Origin of the sequence: Gordonia sp. SMJS1 (assembly GCF_029866425.1) — a bacterium.
GTDB classification, from domain to species: domain Bacteria; phylum Actinomycetota; class Actinomycetes; order Mycobacteriales; family Mycobacteriaceae; genus Gordonia; species Gordonia hongkongensis.
Genome location: NZ_CP123381.1, coordinates 4522129 through 4546714 on the forward strand (window position 1 = coordinate 4522129; position 24586 = coordinate 4546714).

Here is a 24586-nt window from a genome sequence, read left to right on the forward strand (position 1 = left end):
TGTCAGCGGAATCGGGGCTCACGCCTGTTCTTCCGTGAGTCGCTGCGTCCCGATCCCGGGTTGCCGATCTGCGTGTACGACAGGCCGGTGCGAAGCGCGGTGGTCGGGGTCATGTCAAGGGACTCCCAGATCGCCCGAACCGTTCCCTGGATGGCTTCCGGTCGCCGGCCGGCAATTTCGGATGCCAGCTGTTGCGCGCGTTCGCGGAGGGAGTCGCGTGTGGTGATCTCACTGACGAGTCCGGTCCGCAGCGCGGTCTGGGCGGTGATCCGCTCGTCGCTTCCGACCAGGGCCCAGCGCAAGACGTCGCCCAGCGGAACACCGCGGGACAGCATGCCCATCGGCTCCAGCGCGGACACGATCCCGGCATTGGCATGGGGATCGAAGAAGTTGGTGTCCTCGCTGCAGATGACGATGTCGGACTGATTGACGAGATACATCGCTCCACCGGCAACCATCCCGTGCAGGGCGCAGACCACCGGCTTCCACACCCGGTGGTGCTTGGGCCCCAGCAGCACGCCGGGATCCTCCTGGTTGAACCGGTTGACATGAGTCCACCACGGGCCTTCGCCGACGTCGACGCCGGTACAGAAGGCCCGGTCGCCGTTTGCCTGTAGCACCGCGACATGGATGTCGTCGTCATCGCGGACACGCCCCCAGATCTCGGCGATCTCGCCGGTCATCACCTCGTTGAAGCAGTTGAGCCGGTCCGGACGATTGAGCGTGATCGTCGCGACATGGTCGTCGATCTCGAATTCCACGGTGCTATAGCTGTTCTCAGACGTCATGGTGGACACCGTTCTGCACCGGGGACGCGAGGAGTTCCTCACGTAGCTGCGACTTGTTGATCTTGCCGAGGGAATTGCGTGGGATCTGAGCGATCACTTCGATCTGTTCCGGGTATCTGCGTTTGTTCAGGGTGGTCGTCGCCAGGTACTCGTGCAGCGATCCGAGGTCGGGTGGTGCGCTCGAGTCGGACGGGACCACGACGGCACACACACGCTCGCCCGTTTCCTCATCGGGCATACCGATCACCGAGAGGTCGGCGATCGCAGGATGGTCGATCAGGGCCTCCTCGACCTCGCGTGCGGAGATGTTCTCCATCTTGCGGATGATGATGTCTTTGATCCGTCCCGTCACCGCGAGACGGCCCGCCGCGTTCAGGAATCCGAGATCCCCCGTGCGGAAGTACCCCTGCTCGTCGAGCGCGGACGCGTCCAGCGCCGAATCCACATAACCCTTGAAGAGTTGTGGCCCGAGTACTCGTATCTCCCCGACCTCACCGGTCGGCAACCCCGATCCGTCCGGCCCGACGATCCGTACCCGGCCGCCCGAGCCCGGCGTGCCCTCGAAACGCGCGTGTTCGTCGGCGGTGTCGTCGGGGCTCCCCCAGGTGAGGTACGGGCATTCGGTCATCCCGTAGCCGGAGATGATGCCGACGCCCCCCAGATGTTCCGCCGCGGCCCGGCTGAGGTCGACCGGCCGGCCCGAGCCGCCTCCCAGAGTTGCCCGCGCGTTCGGGAACAGCGGCGCGGTACCGCGTTCGTGCGCGATGCGCAGATACTCCGTGGTGAAGGGCAGGCCCGAACCGATGAGCGTCGCGCGCTCGGCTATCAACTGATCCGCATTGTGCTCGGGGACGAATGCCGACGCCGTGATGAGAGTGTGCCCGACCAACAGACTGCTCAGGACGTGGGCGATGCCGCCGACATGGGTGATCGGGATGTACGCCGCACAACGCTCATCGGCCGTGACCTGGACATTCGTGACGAATGTCTTTGCCGCGGAGATCAATCCGGAGTCCGAGTGCTTGACTCCCTTGGGCGCGGCGGTCGTTCCGGACGTGTAGAAGATCCAGCTCACCGCGTCATCGTCACGGTCTGTTCGGGTCGGCAGTTGCGTGGCGTCCCCGCTGATCCATTCGTCTGTCACGACCAGGATCCGAAGCCGCTCGTTTCGACCGGCGATCGCGGACGCCATCGCGGCGTGATCGAACCCGCGGAAGTTGTCGGGCACGATGAGAAGTGAGGCGCCGACCTGCTCGGTGATGAATGCGACCTCACTCTCCCGCAACATCGGGATGATGGGATTCTGCACCGCGCCGATCCGCGCCAGGGCCAACGACAGCGCCATCGCCTCGATGCTGGTCGGCAGTTGCCACGACACCACGTCGCCTGCCTGGACACCCTGCTCGTGGAGCGCGGCCGCGGTGGACTCGGCGAGGTCCACGAGGGCTGAGAAGGTGACCCGGCGGCCGTGCTCGTCAGTTGCGAACTCACGGTTCGGACTCAGGCGAGCACGTTCGATCAGGAGATCCCAGTAGTTGGCAGCCCCCGCGACACCGACGACCGGTGTGCGCTGCGGAGTGGTCACACCGGCCCCTGCGACGTCGAGACCGTATCCTGCGACGCCACCAGGGAACCGGCGACCTCGCGCTTGAGGATCTTGCCTGCGGGCCCGAGGGGGAGTTCGGACCAGAACTCGAAACGTCGCGGCTGTTTGTAACCCGCCAGTTCGGCGCGGCACAGCGCGGTCAGTTCGGTCCTGAGGGCATCCTCGTCGATCGTCCCCTTCGGAACCACGACCGCAACCGGCGTCTCGCCCCACTCCGGATCGGAGACTCCCACCACGGCGACCATGTCCACCGCCGGGTGGTGACCGATCACCCGTTCGATCTCGGCCGGGTAGACGTTGAATCCGCCCGAGATGATCATGTCGGTCTTGCGGCCGGTGACGTGCAGGTAACGCTCGGCGTCGAGGTACCCGAGGTCGCCCGACCACAACCCGGTGCGGCGGAACGTCTGCCTGGTCTGATCCGAGCGATTCCAATAGCCGACGGCATTGGCCTCGCTCACGATCACGATCTCGCCGACCTCACCGGTCGGTAGCTCATTGCCGTCCGCGTCGACGATCCGGATCGAGCACATCGGGGTCTCCTGGCCGCACGACGTCAGGATGCTCGTCTTGCCCGCCACCATGTCGCGATGGTCCTGGGGGGTGAGGATCGTCGCCTGGCCGCCGCATTCGGTCAGGCCGTAGCGCTGCTGCAGGTCACATCCGAGCAGATCCATCGCCCTTTTCGCGAGCCCGGGCGGCACCGGTGCCGAGCCGTAGCTGATGCGGCGCAGGCTCGACATGTCGCGGGCCGCACCCTCTTCCAGTATTCGCAGAGTGCGCTGCAGCATGGTGGGGATGAACGTGGTGAACGTGACGCCACTGCGCTCGATCTCGTCGATGACCGCCTCGGGATCGAATCGCTTGTGGATGATCATGGTCTGCCCCAGATACGTCCACGTCAGGGTGCGCACCATCCCGCCGGCGTGAAGAAGGGTGTCGTCGCCAGGAAGATGTCGCTGCGGTTGGCCTCGGTCACCAGTGTGGTGTCGACGGCCTGCGCGAGCATGCCACGATGCGTGTTGATGACGCCCTTCGACCGGCCGGTGGTGCCGCTCGTGTACAAGATGAACTGGATGTCGTCCGGGCGCAACGACTTCGGTGTCGGATCGTGGGCGGCGGCCGCCCCCAGCGCCGCCTCGTACTCGTTCCCCACCGTGTCGCCACCGATCTCGAGGACCACCGCCAGGTCGCTCAACTCGGAACCGAAGCGGTCGACCTGATCGGTGTGGACCACCGCCGCGGTGGCACCGGAATCGTCACGCACGTGCGCCAGTTCGTCCGGTGCGAGCCGGATGTTCACCGGGACGGTGACCAGGCCCGCCTTCGCGAACGCGAAGGTGATCTCCGGCCACTCGATACAGTTGCGCGCGATGACGATCACCCGATCGCCCTTGCGGAGCCCGGCGGCCAACATGTGATTGGCCAGCCGGCGGGCCCGCTCGTCCACCTCGGCCCAGGTATGGGTCCGCCCTGATTCGACGATCGCGGGCTTGTTCGGGTATCGGCGCGCGTTGTTCTTCGAGATGTCACCTACAAGCACGTTGCCTCACAGGTACTTCGGCGCGAAGGACTGAGCCTCCGCGAGACTGGGATGGGGAAATGGAGATCCGACGGCGTCAGATCAGGAAGGCGAGAGTGTCGACTGGTCCCCCGGCACTGATCAAGTGGACAGTCTTGCCCGCGAGCTTGAGTCCATCGGGGTGCCGGCGGACCTTGTGGATGACCCTCCCAGCCCACACACGCTGGGTGTGACGATATTCGAACAGGGCGAAATTCGATCCCACCGTGACCGTGTCGTCGGTGGTGTCGAGGACCTCGGAATTGGTCAGCAGACGCCGCATCACCGACGGCGGGGTCTGCGAGTGTCGATTGCCGGTGTTCAACTGTGCTACTCGGCTTTTGATCCGGCGACGGTTGTCATAGATGTACGCCAGGTTGGTTGCCGGGTCGTCGTCGGGGTGCATCGGCACCCAGTACAGCGCGTCGTCGTCCCACAGCAATTCCCACTCCGAGTAGCGTGCCTCGTCGGCCAGCCTGGCCTCGAGGGACAGGAAACTCGCGATCTCCGGGGACGGCGCCGGCAGCGGCTGCAGTGCCGAAGACAGTACGTCGGTCTCGTCGAGTGTGCTCATCGGTTGATCTCCTGTCCCACGACATCTGCCCACTGACGGTAGAAACCGCGCTGAGGTGTCTCGGCGCTCTTGTCGCTGTTGACGATGCCGGTCTCGTCGGTCACATCGGTTTCCAGGCCACGTGACAACCGCAGCCATTCCGGATCCCTGGCCGCCAGTCCCGCTTGATTGCGCATTCCGATCTCGCCGTCGTCGGCGATCAGGAATCCGGCTGGGCCCATGGCGCCCTCGGACCGGCGGAGTGTACGCAGATTGAGTTCATCCTGTCCCGGGATCAGCGCCGCGGTGGTGTACGCGATCGTCTCGTCGGGGCCGATCGGCTCGACGTACATGACGTTCATCTCGGCGAGGAACAGGTTGGGCCAGATCAGGGTGTGCGGCGGTCCGACCACCAACGAATCGTGCGCCTTCTCCTCGCCGTACTTCTTCTCCAGCGCAGCAACGTACTTCGGTAATTTGGTCCGGGGTATCCGGCCGTACCAGATGAACTCCTCGTCCAGCTTTCGATACTCCGCCGAGTAGTCGATCTCGGAATGTCCGTCACCGATGTCGCGGACCACGACGTCGGTCTTGGATGGGATGTGCGAGACCTTCGCGGGTCGAATAGCGTCATAGACCGATGCGTGGGTGAACAATGCGTGATAGCCATCGACGTTGTTCTCCACCACCATCTTCCAGTTGGCGTGGTGCAGATGCTTCATCCAGTTGGCGCGCAGGTCGATCGTCCCGGTCGGCGACAGGTTGAGCAGGCGATCGAAGGCGGCGACGGCACCCCCGAGATGTTCGGTGAGCGATGGACCGTCGGCAGCCAGGGAAGCGAAGATGAACCCGCCGTAACTGTCCACCCTGGGCGCTTCGGCCATCCCGAGCTCGGACCGGACCGCGCGGAATGCCTCGCCGTAGCCCTCTTTCATCGGAACCGCGGTCAGCGAACCCGTGTTGCTGAAGGTCCAGCCGTGGTAGGGGCACCGAAAGGCGTTGGCGTTGCCCTTCTCGGCATTGCACAGCTTGTTCGCCCGGTGCGAGCACCGGTTGAGCAGCACCCGGATCTCTCCGTCCTTGCCGTGCGCGACGACGACCGGCTCGCTGCCGATCCGGCGGGTCAGGTAGTCACCGGGCTCACTGACCTCACTGTCATGGGCAACATAGACCCATCCGGTCCGGAAGATGGTGTCCATCTCGCGCTGGAAGATCTCCGGTGACGTGTAGACAGAACCGTGTACGCGATCGTCCTGGACGATCTTCGACACGTCGAAGTCGTCAGCCGTGCCGTGTTTCGACTCAGCGGTTGTCATCTGGGGCCTCCGTATCGGTGGTGTTCCTGGGCTGCGCGGCCGGGATCGCTACTCCGGCCAAGTTTCTGAAGCCGATGTCGACCACGTCACCGATCTGCGGCGAATCGGCCTGCCAGTCGACCGTTGTCATGATGAGGCGATGTCCGCCCGTGAGTTCGATGTCGACGATCGGATAGGGACCGGTCGTTGCAACCAATCCCGGTTCGAGGCGGTGCATGGTGGTCGACGAGTGCACGACCCCGGTCGGAACTGTTTCGGCCCAGTCGATCCGGCCGGATCCGCAACGGTCGCAGACGTGTTGTTCGAGATCGAGTGGGATCGCGCACCGAGCACAGAACGGGAGCACCAGGACGCCGCGCGCGGCCCCGGCGTAGAGGGGTTCCAACGGGTCACCCGCCACCGCCGGCGCAAGGCTGTCATCGAGCAGCCAGTCATCGACGACGGTCATGCTGCACGTTCCAGGACCAGCGCGGCGTGGTGATCCAGTCGACCACCGATCCCGCCGACGAGTGCTGTTGTCGCATCGGGTACCTGGCGCGCGTCGCCGTCGCCGCGGAGCTGAACGAGTGCCTCGGCCAGCGGGGTCATCCCCTGGAGATAGAACCCGGACAACTGCCCTCCGCCGGTGTTCGTCGGCAGGTTCCCTCCGCGCCCGGTGTGGCCTTCGCGGACGAACTGTCCCGCCGGGGCTCCACGGGTGAGCGCGTACTCTTCCAGCAGAATCAACGTGACGACCGAGAACGGATCGTAGAGCTGGACGGTGTCCACATCGTCGCGCGTCATGCCGGCGGCGTTCAGTGCATCGTCGACACAGCGCCTGCCCCCGCCGAACCAAGACTCGGCCCCGGCCCGCCGATGCCGGATCGGATGGTCGCGCCCGGTTCCGCGGATGTTCACCCGCACAGCGTGTCCGACCGCCGGGTCTGCGCTGACGATGACCGCGACCGCGCCATTGACCGGGCGTGCGCAATCGAGGCGCCGCAGCGGCTCGGAGATCATCGGGCTGTCGAAGTAACCCTGGGCATCGAGGGGGGCGCGGACCACCGCATCCGGGTTGTCCACCGCCCACGCACGCGCTGTGGTCGCCACCGCACAGAGATCTTCCGGTGTACCCGCGTTGACGTGCAACCACCGCTGTGTGAGAAGGGCGTAGGTCGGAACGGACCCGAGGACGCCGCCGGCGCGCTCCAGTCCCCGAGAACCGGAGTGGCCGCCGCTGTGTGCATAGGTCGAGCCGGCGGCCTTTCCGGCGACGAGCGGCGCGTCGGCGAAGACGCACATCACCACTCGCGCGCTGCCGCTCTCCACAGCGAACTGGGCACGCTGGATCATCGCGATCGTGGTGGCCCCCTTGATCTCCACATGCTCGAGCAGGCGGAGGCCGGAGAAACCACCCGAGGACGCGAATCCGACCCCGAGTCGGTCCGGGCGTACACCCTGCGACGAACCGACGAGCAATCCGTCGATGTCGGTGATCTCGATCCCCGCGTCTGCCAACGCATTCCGGCTCGCCTGACACGCCAGCTCGAGCGGACTGTCCCCCGGGCGCAAAGACATCGGGGTCATCCCCAGGCCCACGATCGACGCGCTCACGACGACCGTTCCGGCCGTGGCCCCAGTGAACGGTCACGACGCTCGTCCCGGTAATTTCCGACGCGCAGCCAATCCTCGCGATCGTCGGGCGTCGCCAGACACAGGCTCACGAGCTCCAAGGGCGACAAGAAGATGTGGTCGTCGCTCTCGAGGTCTTCGACGAGCAACCGGTCTCCGTTGCCGGTCGAATCCAGCGACAGGCGTACCGCCGCGAACTCGTTGATCAGGGATGCGAGTTCGCGACGCCGCACGCGGCGCTCGTCGCCACCGGATTCTGCACGTTCATGTGTGGTCATAGTCATCGACGACCCGTCTCGCCCAACCTTGCTCCGCTGAATTCTCGAAGAGTTGCTGCCAACTCGACAGAACCCACTTGCCCTTGCGGTCATCCCGCCTCATAGTCATATCGTATACCGGTGTCAGAAACAATCCCATGGATCGAAGACCAAACCGCTCTGAGTTCCATGTCGGCCCAGTTCAAGACACCACAGGCACATCCATCTAATGTGGACATAGTGGAAACCTCACCCGATCACAATGGAGGCCCGAGCATGACCGAGGCAACGATTTCCACCCCTGCGGCCGACACCGGCGAGTACCGGAGCATCTGGACCTACCTCCGCGAACTGGAGTTCCGTCAGGGTTTCGTCGACATCGGCGGGATACGGACCCGATACGCCGAGGCCGGTTCCCCGGACAAACCGCACGCCATCCTGCTGCACGGCACCGGCGGCCACTGGGAGACCTTCGCGCCCAATCTCGGACCGCTGTCGGAACATTTCCACTGCGTGGCGATCGACATGGTCGGCAACGGCTTTTCCGAGAAGCCCGATTACGACTACGAGATCGCGGTCTATGTCGAACAGGTCCTCGGGGTGATGACGCACTTCAACATGGCGTCGGCGCACTTCATCGGCATGTCCCTGGGCGCGTGGGTGTCGGCCGCGGTCGCAACCGAACATCCCGACCGCGTCGACAAGGTCATCCTGATGTCGCCCGCCGGCCTGATCGCGACCGCGTCGAACATGGCACGCATCCGCGCCGAGCGCACCGAGGCCGTCAACAATCCCAGCTGGGAATCACTCCACAAGGTGTTCGCACACCTCATCGCCGATGAGGCCAACCGACTCCCCGACCTGATCGCACTGCGGCAGGCGATCTACCGCCGCGAGGACACCCGCACCACGATCGATCACCTGCTGATCCTGCAGGATGCCGAAACGCGCGACCGCAATCTCATCCCCGAGGAGAAATGGGCCACGATCGCCGCGCCCACGCTCGTCGTGGCCTCCGGCAAGGACGAGGGCGAGTACCAGAGCACTGCTCACATCGTCGCCGATCTGATCCCGCGTGCCGAGGTGTTCGAGATGCCCGCGGTCCGGCACTGGCCGCACTTCGAGGACCCGGCCGCGTTCAACCCGACCGCAGTGGAGTTCCTTCGCCGATGACGACGACTCTGGGCGACACCGACGTCGCCGACCTGGCACGCCGCCTCTACGAGGCGGAGAGGACACGGGTCCCCATCCGGCAGATCTCCCTCGAGCATCCGGAGATGACCATCGAGGACTCCTACGCGGTGCAGCGCGAGCTGATCCGGCTGAAGGTCGCCGACGGCGCGGTGTCGCGCGGCCGCAAGATCGGCCTCACGTCCAAGGTCATGCAGCGCGCGGTGTCCATCACCGAACCTGACTACGGCGTATTGCTCGACGACATGTTCTTCGACGACGGTGGCATCGTGCCGGCCCGTCGATTCATCCGGCCGCGCATCGAAGTCGAACTGGCGTTCATCCTCGGCGAATCCCTCTCCGGGCCCGGGATCACCCTCTATGACGTTCTCCGGGCAGCGGAGTACGTGACCCCGGCGCTGGAGATCCTCGACGCGCGTGTGCAGATGACGGACCCGGAGTCCGGCCACCGCCGGACCATCGTCGACACCATCAGCGACAACGCCGCAGATGCCGGGGTCGTCCTGGGCGGACGCGTGGTGACGCCCATGGACGTCGACCTGCGCTGGGTTTCGGCTCTTCTCCTACGGAACGGCTCGATCGAGGACTCCGGGGTCGCCGCATCGGTGCTCGGCCATCCGGCAAACGGTGTCGCGTGGCTGGCCAATCGTCTCGCCCCCCACGGAGTCGCACTGAGCGCGGGCGAGGTGATCCTCGCGGGGTCGTTCACCGCGCCGGTCTTCGCCGAACCCGGCGACACGTTCGTGGCCGACTACGGACCGCTCGGAACGGTGTCCATCCACTTCGCCCCGGAGGCTCCCGAATGACCGGCGAACGCAACCCCTGGATCCGGCAGTTGCACGGCGAGCATCCCCGGATCGGGATGTGGATCGCGTCGGGGAATCCCTACAGCGCGGAGATCTGCGCCGGCGCGGGACTCGACTGGCTGATGCTCGACCTGGAGCACGTGCCGAACGACGTCCGCTCCACGCTTGCACAACTGCAGGCGGTCGCCGCCTACCCCGTCGAGGTGCTGGTACGTCCGGCGACCGGCGACCCGAGCGTGATCAAACAACTCCTCGACATCGGGGCCACCAATCTGATCGTCCCGATGGTCGAGACCGCCGACGAGGCCCGCGCCCTGGTCGCCGCGACCCGCTATCCGCCCGAGGGCATCCGCGGGGTGGGAAGCGCACTGGCCCGCGCCTCCCGCTGGAATCGCATTTCTGACTATCTCATCACCGCAGACGCCGCAGTGTCGCTCACCGTGCAGGTCGAGACCGCCGGCGCACTCGACCAGCTGGACGAGATCGTCGCCGTCGATGGTGTCGACGCCGTGTTCATCGGGCCCGCCGATCTCGCCGCGTCGCTCGGCTACCTGGGCAAGCCCGAGCACCCCGAGGTCGTGGCGACGATCGAGGAAGCCTTATCGCAGATCAAGGCCGCAGGAAAGGCCGCCGGAGTCAACGCCTTCAACCCGGAGGTGGCACGTCGGTACATGTCGGCCGGCGCGTCTTTCGTGTTGGTCGGCGCGGATGTGACGATCCTCGCCCGCGGCAGTGAAGCCCTCGCCAAGCAGTACGCGGCACCGCCCCACTCCGCATGACACTTGACTCTGCGTTCCCAAGATCTGACAATAGTGTCACTGCGAGTCCCGTCTCGCACGACGAGGAAAGGTCCCCACATGGATTTGGACTTCAGCACCGAACAGTTGGAGTTCCGAGACGAGGTGCGTACGTGGCTCGACGAGAACAAACCCTCCGAGCCCCGGCCCCGGGATGCCGAGGGTATTCGTGAATACGACACTGCGTGGCAGCGGACCCAGTGGGAGGGCGGCTGGGCCGGTATCGCTTGGCCGAAGGAGTACGGCGGCGGCGGACTGACACTGTTGCAGCAGCTCATCTGGTATGAGGAGTACGCCGCGCGGGGATTCCCGGGCATCGATGCCAACTTCGTCGGACTGTCGCACGCGGGGCCCACCCTCATCACCCGCGCCAACGACGCGCAGAAGAGTTCTCATCTCCGGCGGATTCTGTGTGGTGAATCGATCTGGTGTCAGGGCTTCTCCGAACCCGAAGCAGGTTCGGATCTCGCCGCCCTCCGCGCCCGGGCGGTGATCGACGGGGATGACCTCGTCGTGAACGGACAGAAGATCTGGACAAGCTTCGCGACGATTGCCGACTACCAGGAACTTCTGGTGCGAACCGACAACACCGGCTCCAAGCACCAGGGCATCACCTGGGTCATCTGCGACATGACCAGTCCGGGCATCGAGGTCCGCCCCATCGAGACGATCGAGGGCGGCGCCGAGTTCTGTGAGGTCTTCTACGACAACGTACGAATTCCGCTCTCGAACGTCGTCGGTGAGATGAACGACGGATGGAGCGTCGCGATGTCCACGCTCTCGTTCGAACGCGGGACAGCGTTCACGGCCAATCAGGTCCGTCTGGCCAAGGTCGTGGAAGACCTCATCGAGTTCGCCCGCGATCATGTCGGTCCCGACGGACGCCGTCCGGCGATCGCCGACGACGAGATCGCACGACGACTGGCGCGAGCGCGCGCCGCGGTGACCTCACTGCGAGCCATGACCTACGTCGGCATCTGCCGCAGCATGCAGACGGATACGCCCGGCCCCAAGGGGTCGATGCTGAAGCTGTTCTACGCCGACCTGGCCAAGCAGGTCGCGGAACTGGCGTTGGACATCATCGGAACCGACGCCCTGCGCAGCACCTCCCGCTGGGACGAGAACGGCTGGGTGGGCAACTATCTGTACGCGTTCTCGCAATCCATCGGCGGCGGGACGTCCGAGATCCAGCGAAACATCGTCGGCGACCGGGTCCTCGGACTCCCGCGCTGAGCAAGGAGTACACCATGAACCTCCTCCCATCCGGCGACCAGCTCGAGCTGGTCGCCGCCGCAGGGGATTTCATCACTTCGCGACCACCGGTCGAAGAGATCCGCGTTCATCGCGACGACGCGTCACCCGTCGACCCCGAGATATGGCGCGGCGGTGCCGAACTCGGTCTGCTCACTCTCGGTCTCGACGAGGATTTCGGCGGTTTCGGTCAGGGCATCGACGACGAGGTGATGGTGGTCATGGAGTTGGCCAAGCATCTCGCAGTCGGGCCCTTCCTGGCGTCGACGCTCGGCGCCAGGGTCGCCGCGGCGACCGGACACCTCGAGCTCGTCGACCAGATCGCCGCGGGGACCGCGATGGTCGGGCTCGCGGAACTCCGCGGCGACGGGGAGATCGGCGCGGACGGGTTCAAGGGGTCCTTCGACCTCCTGGATTGCACGGGCGCGAGCCATGCCCTCCTCGTCACCCGCGACGGTGCCGCGCTCATCGAACTGGTCGAGTTCGGTGACGTCACACCGGCCGAATCGGTCGACCCGGGAACGCGGTTGGCCACCGCAACGGTGACGGCGGGCGATGTCACCGCCTGGCTGCCGGCCGGCAGCGAGTGGATCTGGGGTCGCGCCCAGATCCTCGCCTCGGCCTACCTCGCCGGCCTGGCCGAGGCGATCACCGAGATCTGCGTGGAGCATGCGAAGACCCGCGAACAGTTCGGACGGCCCATCGGCGTGCACCAGGCCATCAAACATGCCGTCGTCGACATGGCAGTCCGGGCCGAGTCCGCCACGGCGCAGACGTTTTTCGCGGCGACGGCATTCAAGGCGGGCCGGTCGGACACCGAGTTCCAGATCCTGGCAGCGAAGACGGTCGCGGCACAGGCCGCTATGAGCAACGGAAGCGGGAGTATCCAGGTGCACGGCGGGATGGGTTACACGTTCGAACACAACGCCCACCTGTATCTGAAACGCGCCATCGTCTACAAGCATCTGTTCGCAGGCGCCTCCGGAGTACTCGCCGAGCTGCTCGACCTCGAGGCCGCACAGTGAATCGAAAGGTCGCCATCGCCGGTGTCGCGCTCTCCGATGTCGGCAAGGTCGACAACAAGAACGCGTATGAGCTCATGGCCCAGGCCAGCCGTCGGGCGCTGGCCGACACCGGTCTGAGCCCCGCCGACATCGACGGGCTGGGATCGACCAGTCAGGGCACGCTGCCCCCGACCGACGTCGGTGAGTATCTGGGCATCAGACCGCGATGGATCGACTCGACCTCCGTCGGCGGTGCGTCCTGGGAGGTCATGGTCTCCCATGCGACCGACGCGATCGCCGCGGGTCACGCCGACGTGGTGTTGCTGACCTACGGGTCCACCGCCCGCGCCGACATCCGGAAGGGGCTGCGGGGAGCCAACATCAACTGGGGTGCCCGCGGCCCACTGCAGTGGGACGCGCCATACGGCCACACGCTGATCTCGAAATACGCGATGGCCGCACGGCGTCACATGCATCAGTACGGTACGACGATCGAGCAGCTCGCGGAGGTCGCGGTGTCGGCCCGGTTCAACGCCGCCGACAACCCCGAGGCGATGTACCGCGACCCGATCACCGTCGATGACGTGTTGTCCGGACCGATGATCGCCGATCCATTCACCAAGCTGCACTGCTGCATCCGTTCCGACGGCGGCGCAGCGATCATCCTGGTGGCCGAGGATCGGGTGCCCGATCTCAAGTCACCACCGGTCTGGGTGCTGGGTTCTGCGGACGCCACCTCCCACATGCTCACCAGCCAGTGGGAAGACATGACCGTGGGTCCCGCCGCGGTCACCGGCCCACTTGCCTTCGAACGCGCCGGTGTGCGCCCGTCTGATGTCGACGTCGCGGAGATCTACGACGCATTCACCTACATGCTCCTGCTGAGCCTGGAAGATCTCGGGTTCTGTGGGAAAGGAGAGGGTGGCGCCTTCGTCGCCGAGCAGAACCTACGTCTCGGCGGTGCGTTGCCGACCAACACCGACGGGGGTGGCCTGTCCGCGTGTCACCCCGGTCAGCGTGGACTCTTCCTACTCGTCGAAGCAGCCAGGCAGCTGCGCGGCGAGGGTGGTGCACGACAGGTCCCGGACGCGAAGATCGCCTGCGTCAGCGGTACCGGAGGCTGGTTCTGTTCCAGCGGCACGGTCTTGCTCGGATCGGAAGAACCGTGAGCGCTCGGAGTTCAGCCGTACCCGCGATCGCACCGCCCCTGCAGGACACCTTCGCCAACACCCGGGAACTGCTGGAAGCAGCTGCGGAACTCCACGGCGAACGCGACGCCTACGTCGAGCCGGGGTCGCGGGTCTCCTTCGCCCAGTGGGTGTCCCGGGCGCGTTCGGTGGCCGCACACTTCGCCGCGTTGGGCGTCGGCAGGGGTGATGTCGTCACCCTGATGCTCCCGTCCGGTGTCGACTACGCCACCTGTTACGCCGCCGCCGCGATGCTCGGCGCCGTCACCGCGGGCGTCAACGGAAGGCTCGGCCCGACAGAGACCGGAGCCATCCTGAGGGTGTCCGCGCCGGCGCTCATCGTTCATGCGTCGAACCAACCACCGGAGTGCGGGGTGCCCGTCGTCGACCTGCGGCTGCTCAGAACGTGGTACTCCGATCCAGGAGAACCCCCGGTCGTCGATGTCGATCGTAGCGACCCGGTCGCCATCATCTTCACCAGCGGGACAACCGGTTTGCCGAAAGGAGCCTGGTTCGACGCCGACAACCTCGCCGCGTCGGCACAGGCCGCTGGGATCATGAGTGCCCCCTATGACCGCCGCATGACTTCTACGCCGTTCTCGCATGCCGGCTACATGTCTAAATTGTGGGACCAACTGCTCTGGGGCACAGCCCTCATCATTCCACCGGCGCCGTGGACGGCAGCCGGTATGGCTCGTACGCTCGCCGACGAACACGTCACGGTCGGCGGCGGAGTCCCCACCCAATGGGCGAAGCTGCTCGAACTACCCGGTCTCGATCGGGGTTCGTTCCCCGATCTCCGGGTCGGCGTCGTTGCCACCGCACCGGCGTCACCCGAACTCGTCGAGCGCACGACGGAACTGATCGGGGTTCCGTTGGTCGTCCGCTACGCCATGACCGAGTCACCGACGGTCTGCGGAACCGACCCGGCTGATCCGCCCGAGGTCCAAACCCGGACCGTCGGCGCCCACAGAACGGGATGACTGTGCAAGTCGTCGACGACGAGGGGGCGGTTCTCCCTCCCGGTCAGGTCGGACGGGTCCGCATCAAGGGTGATTGTGTGATGCGCGGGTACTGGCGCGATGCGGAGTTGACAGCTGCCGCTTTCGATTCCGAGGGCTACCTGCTCACCGGCGACCTCGGCACGTTCACGCCCGAGGGCAATCTCCGGCTGGCAGGCCGGTCCGGTGACATGTACATCCGCGGTGGCTTCAATGTGCATCCGGTCGAGGTCGAGCAGGCGATTGCGCGGCACCCTCTGGTACTCGACGCTGCTGTCGTGGGGCACGGCGCGCCGGTGATCGGTGAGATCGGCGTTGTGTTCGTCGTACCCGCGGATCCCCATCGACCACCCACACTGGACGAACTTCGCGAGTGGACGACGTCCTTGCTGGCCGACTACAAATCGCCCGACCATCTCGTGCTGGTCGACACGATCCCCCAGACGGCGATGGCCAAGACCGACCGGACTCGCCTGCGAGATTTTCTCGTCGAGAATCCACCGCCGTCACGTACCCCGCCAGCCAACGCTCGGAACACGTGATCGACCGAGACCCGGACAGCTCCGGGTCACCTGCAGCCCGCTACGACCCCTTGAGGAGTTCACGATGCGAGTCCACATCGCTCTCGACGAATGTGAGGCGCACGGGATGTGCGCGCTTCACGAACCAGACCTGTACGAACTGGATGACGACGGTTACGCGGCCAACGCCGACTTCACCGTCGGTGGCGGCATGGAATCCGCGGCGCGCAACGGCGCCAGTCGCTGTCCGATGAGCGCGATCAAGGTCATCGACGATTGATCTCCTCCGTCTGGGAGACGACTGTCCTCCGTGGTGGCGAACTCCATTCGCCATCACGGAGGACACGGAACATATCCGACCAGCCGGAATCAATCGACCGTGCGCCATGGGAAGCGACGGTGTCCCCCGCTTTCTGACCGACAGCGTGGACGTCGTCACCGACGGCCACCGGAATCCGGTTCGCCACATCGACTTCGGGGCTGCGCAGCGTGCGGCACGTGGGCGATCGCGAACCCCGAAATCGAGTCGTGCTCCAGTATCCAGCGGGGAGATCGGGGTTCTTGCGCGGGAAGCCGAGAGATCGCCGGCCGCAGTCGGTCTGATGTCCGGCACACTCCGACGCACCAGGAAGACGACCGTCGGTGCCGACTTGCGATATCGCCTGAGGCACAGCACGGGTCGATCGGTGCCGCTATCCCGGTGTCATCAGGGCCCGGAGCGCTCCTGGCGGATTCTAGGGGTCCTCGCAACACCGTTGGTTAGACTGGCACAAGTAAATCACGCAGGCGCTCGGCTGGTGTTCTCCAGTCGAGCGTTTTGCGTGGTCGGCCGTTGGGTCTTTGGGCGACGAGTTCGAGGTCCTCGGCGCTGTGTACCGACAGGTCGGTTCCCTTTGGGAAGTATTGGCGCAGTAAACCATTGGTGTTCTCGTTAGAGCCGCGCTGCCATGGTGAATGGGGGTCGCAGAAGTAGACCGACACACCGGTGGTGACGCTGACCTGCTTGTGCGCCGCCATTTCACAGCCCTGGTCCCAGGTCAACGACCCCCGCAGATGCTCGGGTAGAGCACCGATCAGCGGGATCAGCACGTCGCGAACCTCCTCGGCTGTGTGTCCGCCAGGCAGATGCCCGAGCAGGACGTAGCGAGTCGTGCATTCGACCAACGTCACGATGGCCGATTCCGAACGGGTACCGACGATCAGGTCACCCTCCCAGTGGCCCGGTACCGCCCGGTCCTCGACCTCAGCCGGCCGATCGGAGATCATCACCATCTCGTCGACAAACCGGGCTGCGCGGCGGTCTGGGGACCGGCGAGTCTTACGACGTGTACGTCCGGTCCGCAACGCGTCGGCGACTTCACGGCGCAACCCGCCGCGGGCCTGAACGTAGATCGCCTGGTAGATCGTCTCGGTACTCACTCGCATTGCCTTGTCATCGGGGAACTCGATGATCAAAGCGTGACAGATCTGTTCTGGAGACCACTGCTGGGCAAGTTTGTCGCGGACGTAATCCCGAAGCGGCCCAGCGGTGGCGAGTTTGGACTCCTTAGGACGTAAACGCGCACTCGCCCAGGCCGTTTGAGCCCGATAAGGACGGTATACCCCTGACACTGAGTAGGCATCAATCTCGCGTTTGATCGTCGACGCCGCCCGCCCCAACCGGCGTCCGATCTCGCGCAACGAGTCGCCGGCACGGTGCATGTCAGCGATCTGCTTACGCTCAGACAAGCTCAGGAACCGAGGATGCAGCTGGGCTTCGATCTTGGCCACCGACGGCCGTCGCCCCGCTGAGTCGTACGTCGTCATACCGGTCTTGTAGTCGATGCGGCGACCATCGGGATGAAGGCGCGCGTGAGCACCTTTGCGTATCCCCTGATCCCAATCCTGCGCAGTCCGGATATTGACGCCCACCTGCCGGGCGGCGTCGCGACGACGAACACCAGCCGCCCGCAACTCGTCATAACGAGCGCGCCCGGGATGCCCAGAGGTCCCCGGCTTGCCACGCCCGCGTAACCCGGCTCGACGCACCCAGCCAGACGCAGTACTGCGATTAACACCCACACAACGAGCGGCAACCGTGACACTCCCGCCTTCGCGATCCAGCGCCTCGAAGAACCGATCCTTCAACTCTGCAGAAACCACGATCCCCGCAACTCCCTGAAAGCCAGGGTGTTGCGGGGATCGCTAGAATCCGCCCCTCGGACGCGGGCCCACCGTGACAAGCGGGATGATGCGGAGGTAGCTCATCCTGGACGGGCCGGCGGAACCCGACGGCATGGACCACTCGACGGCGCCTGTCCGAGAGGGCAGGCGCGGTCGTCGCGGTGGGTGCGTGGACTATCCGCCCAGACGCAACCCCGAGGCGCGCGTGCCGAACAGGTCGACACCCAGGACAGTACCGAGTTTCTCGGCGTCCCAGCGCTTTCCGCCGTTTGACACCGCACTGACGGGGGTCCAACCCTTCAACCACTGGATGTTCTCGCCCAGTGCCTTGATGACCTGTCCACTGACGTGTCCGGCCTCCGGGCTGGCGAGCCATGCGACCACCGGCGAACCAAGAGACGGATCCTTGGGGTCGAACTCGTCCTCGGACCGCTCGTCGGGTTCGATCGGCGCCGCGGCGCCGGCGATGGTGGCCGACATGCGAGTGCGCCCACCCGGGCTGATCGCGTTGACGGTCGCGCCGGTCGATGCGAGCTCGAGGCTGAGCGTCTGCGTGAGCCCGACGATGGCCGCCTTCGCCGTACTGTAATTCGTCTGCCCGAAGTGGCCCTGGAGTCCGGCACCGGAGGTGGTGTTGATGATCCGCCCGTAGACCTTGGCGCCGGTGTCCTTGGATTCCTGACGCCACTTCCGGGCCACGGCTCGGCTTGTCAGCCAGCTGCCCCGCACGTGCACCCGCATCACCAGGTCGAAATCGTCGACACTCATGTTCCAGATCGCCTTGTCGCGGACGATACCGGCGTTGTTGACCACGATGTCGAGGCGGCCCAGCTGGGAATAGGCGCGTTCGACGAGCAGATCGACCGACTCCTCGTCACCGACATCGCTGAAATCCGAGATGGCCTTGCCGCCACGGTCTTCGATGATCTGCACGACTTCGTCGGCAACCTTGCCGGTGCCCTGACCATCCAGGGAGGTACCCAGGTCGTTGACGATGACGGTCGCGCCGTGCTTGGCGAGTTCCAGCGCGTGGCCTCGCCCGATTCCGTGTCCGGATCCCGTGACCAAAGCCACCTTGCCGTCGAGCAATCCGCTCATGGTGCTGATACTCCTCTGCGTTGTGTATGTTTCGACCGCACGAGCCCTGCCGGTCGAGAGACCTAGGCCGGACGGAAGATCGTGGCCGTGAACTCGTCGGTGATGGGACGGAAGCCGACGGTCACCCGCACCCCGACTTCGAGGTCTGCGGGCTCGCAGTCTTCCATGTTCGTCATCAGCCGCGGACCCTCGTCGAGTTCGACGATCGCTGCGACGTACGGCAGCCGCTCTTTGAACGGATGCAGGTCGTTCATGTAGACGGTCGAGTACGTATACAGCGTCCCTCGACCGCTGGCTTCGAAACTGGTCACGTTCTCGCCCCAGCAGAACGGACAGAATGGCCTCGGGTAGTGGTGGACCTTTCCGCAGTCCCCGCATCTGGCCACGAGTAGTGTGCCCTGCGCGGCGGCATCCCAATATGGTGTGGTCGCGGCTTCGACGGTGGGGATGTCGGCGCGGGGCTTCGCCGGCCGGACCCCCGCCGGCTTTTCGGTGTCGGCCATCTCACCACCCCACGAATTCCGGTGGGCGCTTCTGCACGAAGGCCGACACGCCCTCGCGGGCGTCGAGCGAGTACGACTGGATTTCCTGAGCCATGGCTTCGGTGACGAACGATCCCGCTCGGTCCACGTCGGGCGACTCGTTGAACAACCGCTTCGTCAATCCCACCGCACTCGTCGGCGCCACGGCCAGTCGTCCGACGTAGTCGTCGACGGCGGCTTCGAGATCCTCCGGCGGCACCACCCTGTTCACCAGGCCCAGGTCGAATGCCTCCTGAGCGGAGAGCTTGTCGCCGAAGAACGCCATCTCCTTGGCCTTCTGCATTCCGATCCGCCGCGGGAGGAGGTACGCGCCGCCTCCGTCCACGACCAGGCCGCGCTTGACGAAGGACTCGGCGAAGTACGCATTGTCGGTCGCCACGACCAGGTCCGAGGCGTAGGCGAGGTGAGCGCCGATTCCGGCAGCGGCCCCCTGCACCACGGTCACCACGGGTCTGCTGCAGTCGAGCACCGATGCGATCAGACGTTGGGCACCACCCATGATGGTCTTCATCGGCCCAGTGGCCCGCTTCACGTTCTTGGCATGCCCATCGGCGAGTTTCACCACATCCGCTCCGGCACAGAACTGTCTCCCGCGGGCCCGGAGGACGACGACGCGAACCTCGTGGTCGGCGTTCGCATCCAGGAACAGCTCGGTGAGCGCGTCGCGATCATCGGGCCGAAGCGCGTTTGCCGCCTGTGGACGGTTCAGATGGATCGTCAGGACACCGTCGGTCAGCCCACTCTGTACCGCGTCCTCGTCGGCACGCACGTCGGCGAGTTCCGTCACTTCGTCACCGGGGTGTACTCGGCACGAAGGTGCTTGATCCCGTTGAGGAAGTTCGACCGCAACCGCACGGGTTCGCCCACCGACCTGATGTCCGGATAGCGCTCGAACAGCATCCGGAAGGCGACGTCGAGCTCGAGCCTTGCGAGATGTGCGCCCAGGCAGAAGTGGGCACCGGCACCGCCGAAAGCCACATGTGGGTTGGGATCTCGGGTGATGTCGAAGGTATAGGGATCGTCGAACATCGTCTCGTCACGGTTCGCCGAGGTGTACCACATCACCACCTTGTCGCCCTCGGACAATTCGAGGTCACCCAGCATCACCCCGTCCCGGGCAACCGTGCGGCGGAAGTGGATGACCGGTGTCGCCCACCGGAGCATCTCCTCGATGGCCGTGGACGCGTACTCCTCGTAATCCGACAACCACAGATCCCGCTGATCCGGGTGCTGGGTCAGCACGTGCAGGCCGTGCGAGATCACGTTGCGAGTGGTCTCGTTACCCGCGCCGACCAACAGGATGAAGAACTTCGCCATCTCCTGGGGTGTCAGGTTCTCGTCGTCCGCGGCGACGAGTTTGGTGATCAGATCATCCTGCGGATCGGCTATCCGGTCCTCGGCGAGATCGTTGAGAAGCGCGATCAGTCCCTCGCTCGCGGCGGTGACCGCCTTGCCGATACCGCGGGCGGACTGGTCCTCGATGTACTCGGGGTCCGATGCGCCGAGGATCGTGTTGGTGGCCTCGAGGATGAACTTCTCGTGCTCACGCGGGATTCCGAGCAGATTGTCGATGATGCGCAGGGGCAACAACGACGCGAACTCCTCGACGAAGTCGGCCTCGCCGGTCTGCGACATCTCGTCGAGGATCTCGCTGACCGTCTCCTCGATCTCGTCGCGCAACCCGGACAGATTCCGCGCGGTGAACCCGCGCGAGACGATCTTGCGCAGCCGCGCATGCTCGGGGTTGTCCATGTCGATGATGGAACCGCGGTATTCCCGGAGTTCGGCCGGCTGATCGAAGATCTGCGTCCCACCGATGCCCGACGAGAAGTCCTCGGGCCTCCTGCTCACCTCGAGAATGTCCTCGTATGTGGTCAGGGCCCAGAACCCCTTGGGGCGTCGGCCCTCCTCGGCTGGGCCCAGCGGCACGAACATCCGAGGCCGATCGCGGCGCAGCGTCGCGAACTCCGCGTCTCGTTCGGCCGGGGACTGCTGCCACCAGGAAAGGTCATGCAACGGGGTCGACGCGATCTCGTCGGTTTCGATCATGGGCACCGCCTCTGGTAGTTATGCTGGAGCTATTCTGGCATTCGTGTCATGTTTTGGCAAATACCTTGAACTGCATCTTCACACGATTTTGATCAACCACTCCAGATCTTAACTGGCTTCAACGTCACCTGAGTCACGGAGGAAGAATGACTCCATACAGCTCCCCCGCCCTGGTCATCAGCGAGTGCCAGCAGGGGCTGCTCGACCCGCCTCCGGGGTTGTTCTCCGGGCTCGCCGAGCAGGCCTCCGTCCGCGGCCTGGTCCGGAACACGGCAGAGTTGGCCCGCGCCTTCCGAGCGCGGTCGCTGCCCGTCGTTCACTGCACCATCGCCCACCGGTCCGACCAGATGGGGATGCTGCCGAATTCCTATCTGAGCAAACTGGCCATCCGCGGTCGAATGATGGTGGAGGGAAGTCCCGACATCGTCATCCCCGCGGACCTCGGTCCCGAACCGACAGATCTGGTCAGCTCACGCGCGACCGGTCTGACGGCGTTCTATGGCACCAATCTCGATGCGATGCTGAGACTGCAGCGTGTACAGACGCTGGTGCTCGCGGGCATATCCACAGATGTCGCGCTTCCCGGCTTGGCGCTCGAGGGCGTGAACCGAGGATACGACGTCGTTCTCGCAGAGGACTGCACAGCGGGTACGAGTGCCGAGAGTCACGACTACATGGTGACGAACATGCTGGCGATGCTGACGCGGATCACCCCGGCTGCCGACGTGATCCGTCGGCTGCCGGGGTGATGGCGTCGAGCCTCAGTTGGTGGCGAACGCTGCCGCTTCCGCATCGGACACCGCGTCACCGTTGATGGAGAACCCTCCGTCGACGGTGAGCATCGAACCAGTTGCGAAGGCCGATTCATCGGAGGCGAGATAGGTTGCCGCATAGGCGATATCCATCGGATTGCCGATGCGGGTGAGCCGTCCGCCACCGGTGTGGTGACCTGAATCTCCGCGTCCGGACACCACGCGGCCGACCAGGATGCAGTTCGCCCGGATCCCATCCGCCGCACCTTCGACGGCGAGTGACCGCGTCAGGCTCGTCACCGCAGACTTCGCTGCGCCATAGGCTCCGAACCCCTTGAAACCTGCGATCGCCTGACCGGATGAGACATTCAGGATCGATGCTCCTTCGGCCGAGACCAGGTGCGGCCAGGCGTACTTCGACGCCCAGAACACATTGCCGGTGAGGGTCCCGGTCATGATCGAGTCCCACTCCGCGGTGGAGTACTCATGTAACGGCTTGACCGTCGTGGCGACCACGTCTGTCGGTGCCGCGTTGTTGACGAGCGTCGAGAGTCCACCGAAACGCGAGACGACCGCGTCTATCGTGTTCCGCACACTGTCCTCGGAGGTGACATCGAGCGGAAAGAACTCGGCGTCGCCGCCGGCGTCACGGATGAAGTTCACGACTTTCTCGCCGCGCTCCACAGTTCGGCCCGTGACGGCAACCTTCGCTCCCTCCGCCGCGAAATGCTGAGCGATCGACCGTCCGATGCCCCTGGTGGATCCGGAGACCAGAGCGACCTTGCCGCGCAACCGCGTGCCCGGTGCAGTCACAGCGAGTCCCTCAGGTTCTCCATGGCAACCAGTCTGCGCCTCGCCAATTCGACCGAATCCTCGTTACCTGGTCCGGATCGGAGCTCGTTCAGCTTGTTCCGTTCGAACTCGATCTCCTCCTCGAGACGGTCCCGGGACTCGTCCCTGGTGAGCAGATCCTGATCGACCCAGTCGGCTGCGTCGATGTCTTTGCCATGAGCCATGATCGAGTCCTCAGCGAGCCGCGGCCTCGGTGCGCGGGAAGTTGTACAACTTCCGCGCGTTGAGTTCGACGATCTTGTGGGCCTCCTCATCGGGAACCTCGGCGAGGAGCTTCTCGGTGTACCGCCGGCTGTTGGGCCAGTTGGAATCCGAATGGGGGTAATCACATTCCCAGGTGATGTTGTCGATACCGACCTGGTGGCGACGGGCAACACCTTCGTGGTCGTCGATGAAGCAGCCGTAGATGTTCGACCGGAACAGATCCGAGGGACGGACCTCTTTGTTCACGTTCTGATACCAGCGATGCTTCTCCCAGGTCAGGTCGATTCGCTCGAGCAGGTACGGCATCCAGCCGATCCCGCCCTCGGACAGAGCGATCTTCAGGTTGGGGAATTTGTAGAAGACCGGCGAGAACAGGAGGTCTGCGGTCGCATACATCGAGTTCGTGCCGAATAGCGCGATCATGACCGCCATCGGCGCCTCAGGCGACGTGATCGGGGCCCGACCCGATGAACCGAAGTGCATGCACAACGGCATGTTGGTTTCTTCGGCCGCGCGGAACACTGGGTCCCAATGGTCGGTGTAGAACGACGGAAGACCCAGCGTGACAGTGTTTTCCGGGAAAGTGATCGCCTTGGCCCCCTTGGCGGCACAGCGGTAGATCTCCTCCGCGGCGGCCTGCGGGTCCCACAGCGGGAGAATGATCAGCGGGATGATCCGGTCGGGAGCCGCCGCCGCCCACTCGTCGAGGTGGAAATCGTTCCATGCCTTCACCGACAGCAGGGCGAGTTCTTTGTCCTCGCCCTCCAGGAAGACCGTGCCGGCGAATCGCGGGAACGAGGGAAAGCACAGGGCAGCCTGCACACCATCGATGTCCATGTCGGCCACGCGGGCCTTGGCGTCGTAACAGCCGGGCAACATGTCCGAGTAGCGCGTCGGGTCCATGCCGTACTCCTGCGGCTTCTTGCCGGCCACCGCGTTCAGTCCGATGTTCGGGTAGATGCGGCCCTCGTAAGACCACACCTCCGCGATCTTCTTCTTCGCGGCCCGACCGCCCTCGCCGCGTGCGGCATTGAGCAGGGCCGCCGAGAGACCTTCGTCCCCCTGCTGCTGACTCATGTCCATCTCGATGATCCGCGGACCCTCATCGAGGAACTTCTTCGGCAACCTGGTCGACCAGACGTCTGGCGGTTCGATCAAGTGATCGTCGACCGAGATCAAGTGCATGTAATCCTGGAGCGGCACAACGCCTCCTGCTACGTATGACGGGCTACAAGGGGGGGAACAGGCCACTGTGAACCTGGGCATCGTTCCCATATCTGACACTATGTCACTTTAGTGACAGGCGTCACAAGAGTCAAGTTATTCTCGGAGAAATCCGGCATTCGCGCAAAGAATCTGGAACGTCGAGGTGGTCGAACGCAGCTCAGAACTGACATTGATGTCACCCCAAGCGGTTGGTGCCGGGGAGCGATCCGGACGTCGATGCCGCCGGCGGGGTCCCACTGAGAGGGAGCA

The 24586-nt window shown here is 64.9% G+C and carries 23 protein-coding genes and 2 pseudogenes; 9 read left to right on the forward strand and 16 right to left on the reverse strand.

What is annotated here, in order from left to right; translation table 11 throughout:
* Positions 1-2: 2 nt before the first annotated feature.
* From QAD21_RS20465 to QAD21_RS20500, 8 genes and pseudogenes are all read right to left on the reverse strand, one after another.
* On the reverse strand, positions 3-788 hold the full coding sequence (locus QAD21_RS20465) for an enoyl-CoA hydratase/isomerase family protein (protein WP_065632553.1): 786 nt from the start codon (positions 786-788) through the stop codon (positions 3-5).
* Complete coding sequence (locus QAD21_RS20470; RefSeq protein ID WP_065632552.1) at positions 778-2373, reverse strand: AMP-binding protein; 1596 nt, start codon at positions 2371-2373, stop codon at positions 778-780. Before QAD21_RS20470 ends, QAD21_RS20465 begins: the two co-directional genes overlap by 11 nt.
* A pseudogene (locus QAD21_RS20475) lies at positions 2370-3937 on the reverse strand (AMP-binding protein). The gene QAD21_RS20470 and the pseudogene QAD21_RS20475 overlap by 4 nt, the downstream one beginning before the upstream one ends.
* 76 nt (positions 3938-4013) lie before the next feature.
* On the reverse strand, positions 4014-4529 hold the full coding sequence (locus QAD21_RS20480; RefSeq protein ID WP_065632550.1) for an aromatic-ring-hydroxylating dioxygenase subunit beta: 516 nt from the start codon (positions 4527-4529) through the stop codon (positions 4014-4016).
* Entirely contained in the window at positions 4526-5824 is a 1299-nt protein-coding gene (locus QAD21_RS20485) for an aromatic ring-hydroxylating dioxygenase subunit alpha (RefSeq protein WP_065632549.1), read from the reverse strand. The genes QAD21_RS20480 and QAD21_RS20485 overlap by 4 nt, the downstream gene beginning before the upstream one ends.
* On the reverse strand, positions 5811-6272 hold the full coding sequence (locus QAD21_RS20490) for an OB-fold domain-containing protein (RefSeq protein ID WP_065632548.1): 462 nt from the start codon (positions 6270-6272) through the stop codon (positions 5811-5813). The genes QAD21_RS20485 and QAD21_RS20490 overlap by 14 nt, the downstream gene beginning before the upstream one ends.
* Positions 6269-7390 (reverse strand): thiolase family protein, encoded by a 1122-nt coding sequence (locus QAD21_RS20495; protein ID WP_065632611.1) that lies wholly within the window; start codon positions 7388-7390, stop codon positions 6269-6271. The genes QAD21_RS20490 and QAD21_RS20495 overlap by 4 nt, the downstream gene beginning before the upstream one ends.
* A gap of 23 nt (positions 7391-7413) precedes the next feature.
* Complete coding sequence (locus QAD21_RS20500; protein ID WP_065632547.1) at positions 7414-7713, reverse strand: hypothetical protein; 300 nt, start codon at positions 7711-7713, stop codon at positions 7414-7416.
* 255 nt (positions 7714-7968) lie between these two features.
* On the opposite strand from QAD21_RS20500, the gene QAD21_RS20505 reads away from it, so the two are divergent.
* From QAD21_RS20505 to QAD21_RS20540, 8 genes and pseudogenes are all read left to right on the forward strand, one after another.
* A complete protein-coding gene (locus QAD21_RS20505) occupies positions 7969-8865 on the forward strand; it encodes an alpha/beta hydrolase (RefSeq protein WP_277244034.1) in 897 nt (298 codons plus the stop codon).
* On the forward strand, positions 8862-9689 hold the full coding sequence (gene hpaH, locus QAD21_RS20510) for a 2-oxo-hept-4-ene-1,7-dioate hydratase (protein ID WP_065632545.1): 828 nt from the start codon (positions 8862-8864) through the stop codon (positions 9687-9689). The genes QAD21_RS20505 and hpaH overlap by 4 nt, the downstream gene beginning before the upstream one ends.
* Positions 9686-10468: an aldolase/citrate lyase family protein gene (locus QAD21_RS20515; protein ID WP_065632544.1), complete on the forward strand. Its 783-nt coding sequence runs from the start codon at positions 9686-9688 to the stop codon at positions 10466-10468. The genes hpaH and QAD21_RS20515 overlap by 4 nt, the downstream gene beginning before the upstream one ends.
* Positions 10469-10546: 78 nt before the next feature.
* Positions 10547-11719, forward strand: coding sequence for an acyl-CoA dehydrogenase family protein (locus tag QAD21_RS20520; RefSeq protein WP_065632543.1), 1173 nt, complete (start codon positions 10547-10549; stop codon positions 11717-11719).
* A 14-nt stretch (positions 11720-11733) separates the two neighbouring features.
* Positions 11734-12762: an acyl-CoA dehydrogenase family protein gene (locus tag QAD21_RS20525; RefSeq protein WP_065632542.1), complete on the forward strand. Its 1029-nt coding sequence runs from the start codon at positions 11734-11736 to the stop codon at positions 12760-12762.
* On the forward strand, positions 12759-13910 hold the full coding sequence (locus tag QAD21_RS20530) for an acetyl-CoA acetyltransferase (protein ID WP_065632541.1): 1152 nt from the start codon (positions 12759-12761) through the stop codon (positions 13908-13910). Before QAD21_RS20525 ends, QAD21_RS20530 begins: the two co-directional genes overlap by 4 nt.
* Positions 13911-13948: 38 nt before the next feature.
* Positions 13949-15471 (forward strand): annotated as a pseudogene (locus tag QAD21_RS20535) (class I adenylate-forming enzyme family protein).
* A 64-nt stretch (positions 15472-15535) separates the two neighbouring features.
* Positions 15536-15730 carry a ferredoxin gene (locus QAD21_RS20540; RefSeq protein WP_065632540.1) on the forward strand — a complete coding sequence of 65 codons (195 nt, stop codon included), beginning with the start codon at positions 15536-15538 and terminating at the stop codon, positions 15728-15730.
* 479 nt (positions 15731-16209) lie between these two features.
* On the opposite strand, the gene QAD21_RS20545 is transcribed toward QAD21_RS20540, so the two are convergent.
* The 5 genes from QAD21_RS20545 to QAD21_RS20565 form a co-directional block, all read right to left on the reverse strand.
* A complete protein-coding gene (locus QAD21_RS20545) occupies positions 16210-17256 on the reverse strand; it encodes an IS30 family transposase (RefSeq protein ID WP_247452148.1) in 1047 nt (348 codons plus the stop codon).
* Between the two features lie 531 nt (positions 17257-17787).
* Positions 17788-18711 carry an SDR family NAD(P)-dependent oxidoreductase gene (locus tag QAD21_RS20550; protein WP_277244036.1) on the reverse strand — a complete coding sequence of 308 codons (924 nt, stop codon included), beginning with the start codon at positions 18709-18711 and terminating at the stop codon, positions 17788-17790.
* Positions 18712-18773: 62 nt separating this feature from the next.
* Positions 18774-19214: a Zn-ribbon domain-containing OB-fold protein gene (locus tag QAD21_RS20555; protein WP_065632537.1), complete on the reverse strand. Its 441-nt coding sequence runs from the start codon at positions 19212-19214 to the stop codon at positions 18774-18776.
* A 1-nt stretch (position 19215) separates the two neighbouring features.
* Complete coding sequence (locus QAD21_RS20560; protein ID WP_247450258.1) at positions 19216-20040, reverse strand: enoyl-CoA hydratase-related protein; 825 nt, start codon at positions 20038-20040, stop codon at positions 19216-19218.
* Positions 20037-21302, reverse strand: a complete 1266-nt coding sequence (locus tag QAD21_RS20565) for a cytochrome P450 (protein ID WP_065632608.1) — start codon at positions 21300-21302, stop codon at positions 20037-20039. Before QAD21_RS20565 ends, QAD21_RS20560 begins: the two co-directional genes overlap by 4 nt.
* A gap of 146 nt (positions 21303-21448) precedes the next feature.
* Between QAD21_RS20565 and QAD21_RS20570 the strand changes: the two genes are divergently transcribed.
* Entirely contained in the window at positions 21449-22051 is a 603-nt protein-coding gene (locus QAD21_RS20570) for a cysteine hydrolase (RefSeq protein WP_065632536.1), read from the forward strand.
* 12 nt (positions 22052-22063) lie between these two features.
* Here QAD21_RS20570 and QAD21_RS20575 read toward each other — a convergent pair whose 3' ends face one another.
* Genes QAD21_RS20575 through QAD21_RS20585 form a run of 3 tightly spaced genes read right to left on the reverse strand, consistent with a single transcriptional unit; the run spans position 22064 to position 24313 of the window.
* Positions 22064-22867 carry an SDR family NAD(P)-dependent oxidoreductase gene (locus QAD21_RS20575; RefSeq protein ID WP_065632535.1) on the reverse strand — a complete coding sequence of 268 codons (804 nt, stop codon included), beginning with the start codon at positions 22865-22867 and terminating at the stop codon, positions 22064-22066.
* Positions 22864-23070, reverse strand: a complete 207-nt coding sequence (locus QAD21_RS20580) for a hypothetical protein (RefSeq protein WP_065632534.1) — start codon at positions 23068-23070, stop codon at positions 22864-22866. The genes QAD21_RS20575 and QAD21_RS20580 overlap by 4 nt, the downstream gene beginning before the upstream one ends.
* Positions 23071-23080: 10 nt before the next feature.
* Entirely contained in the window at positions 23081-24313 is a 1233-nt protein-coding gene (locus tag QAD21_RS20585) for an amidohydrolase family protein (RefSeq protein WP_247450260.1), read from the reverse strand.
* Positions 24314-24586: the final 273 nt, after the last annotated feature.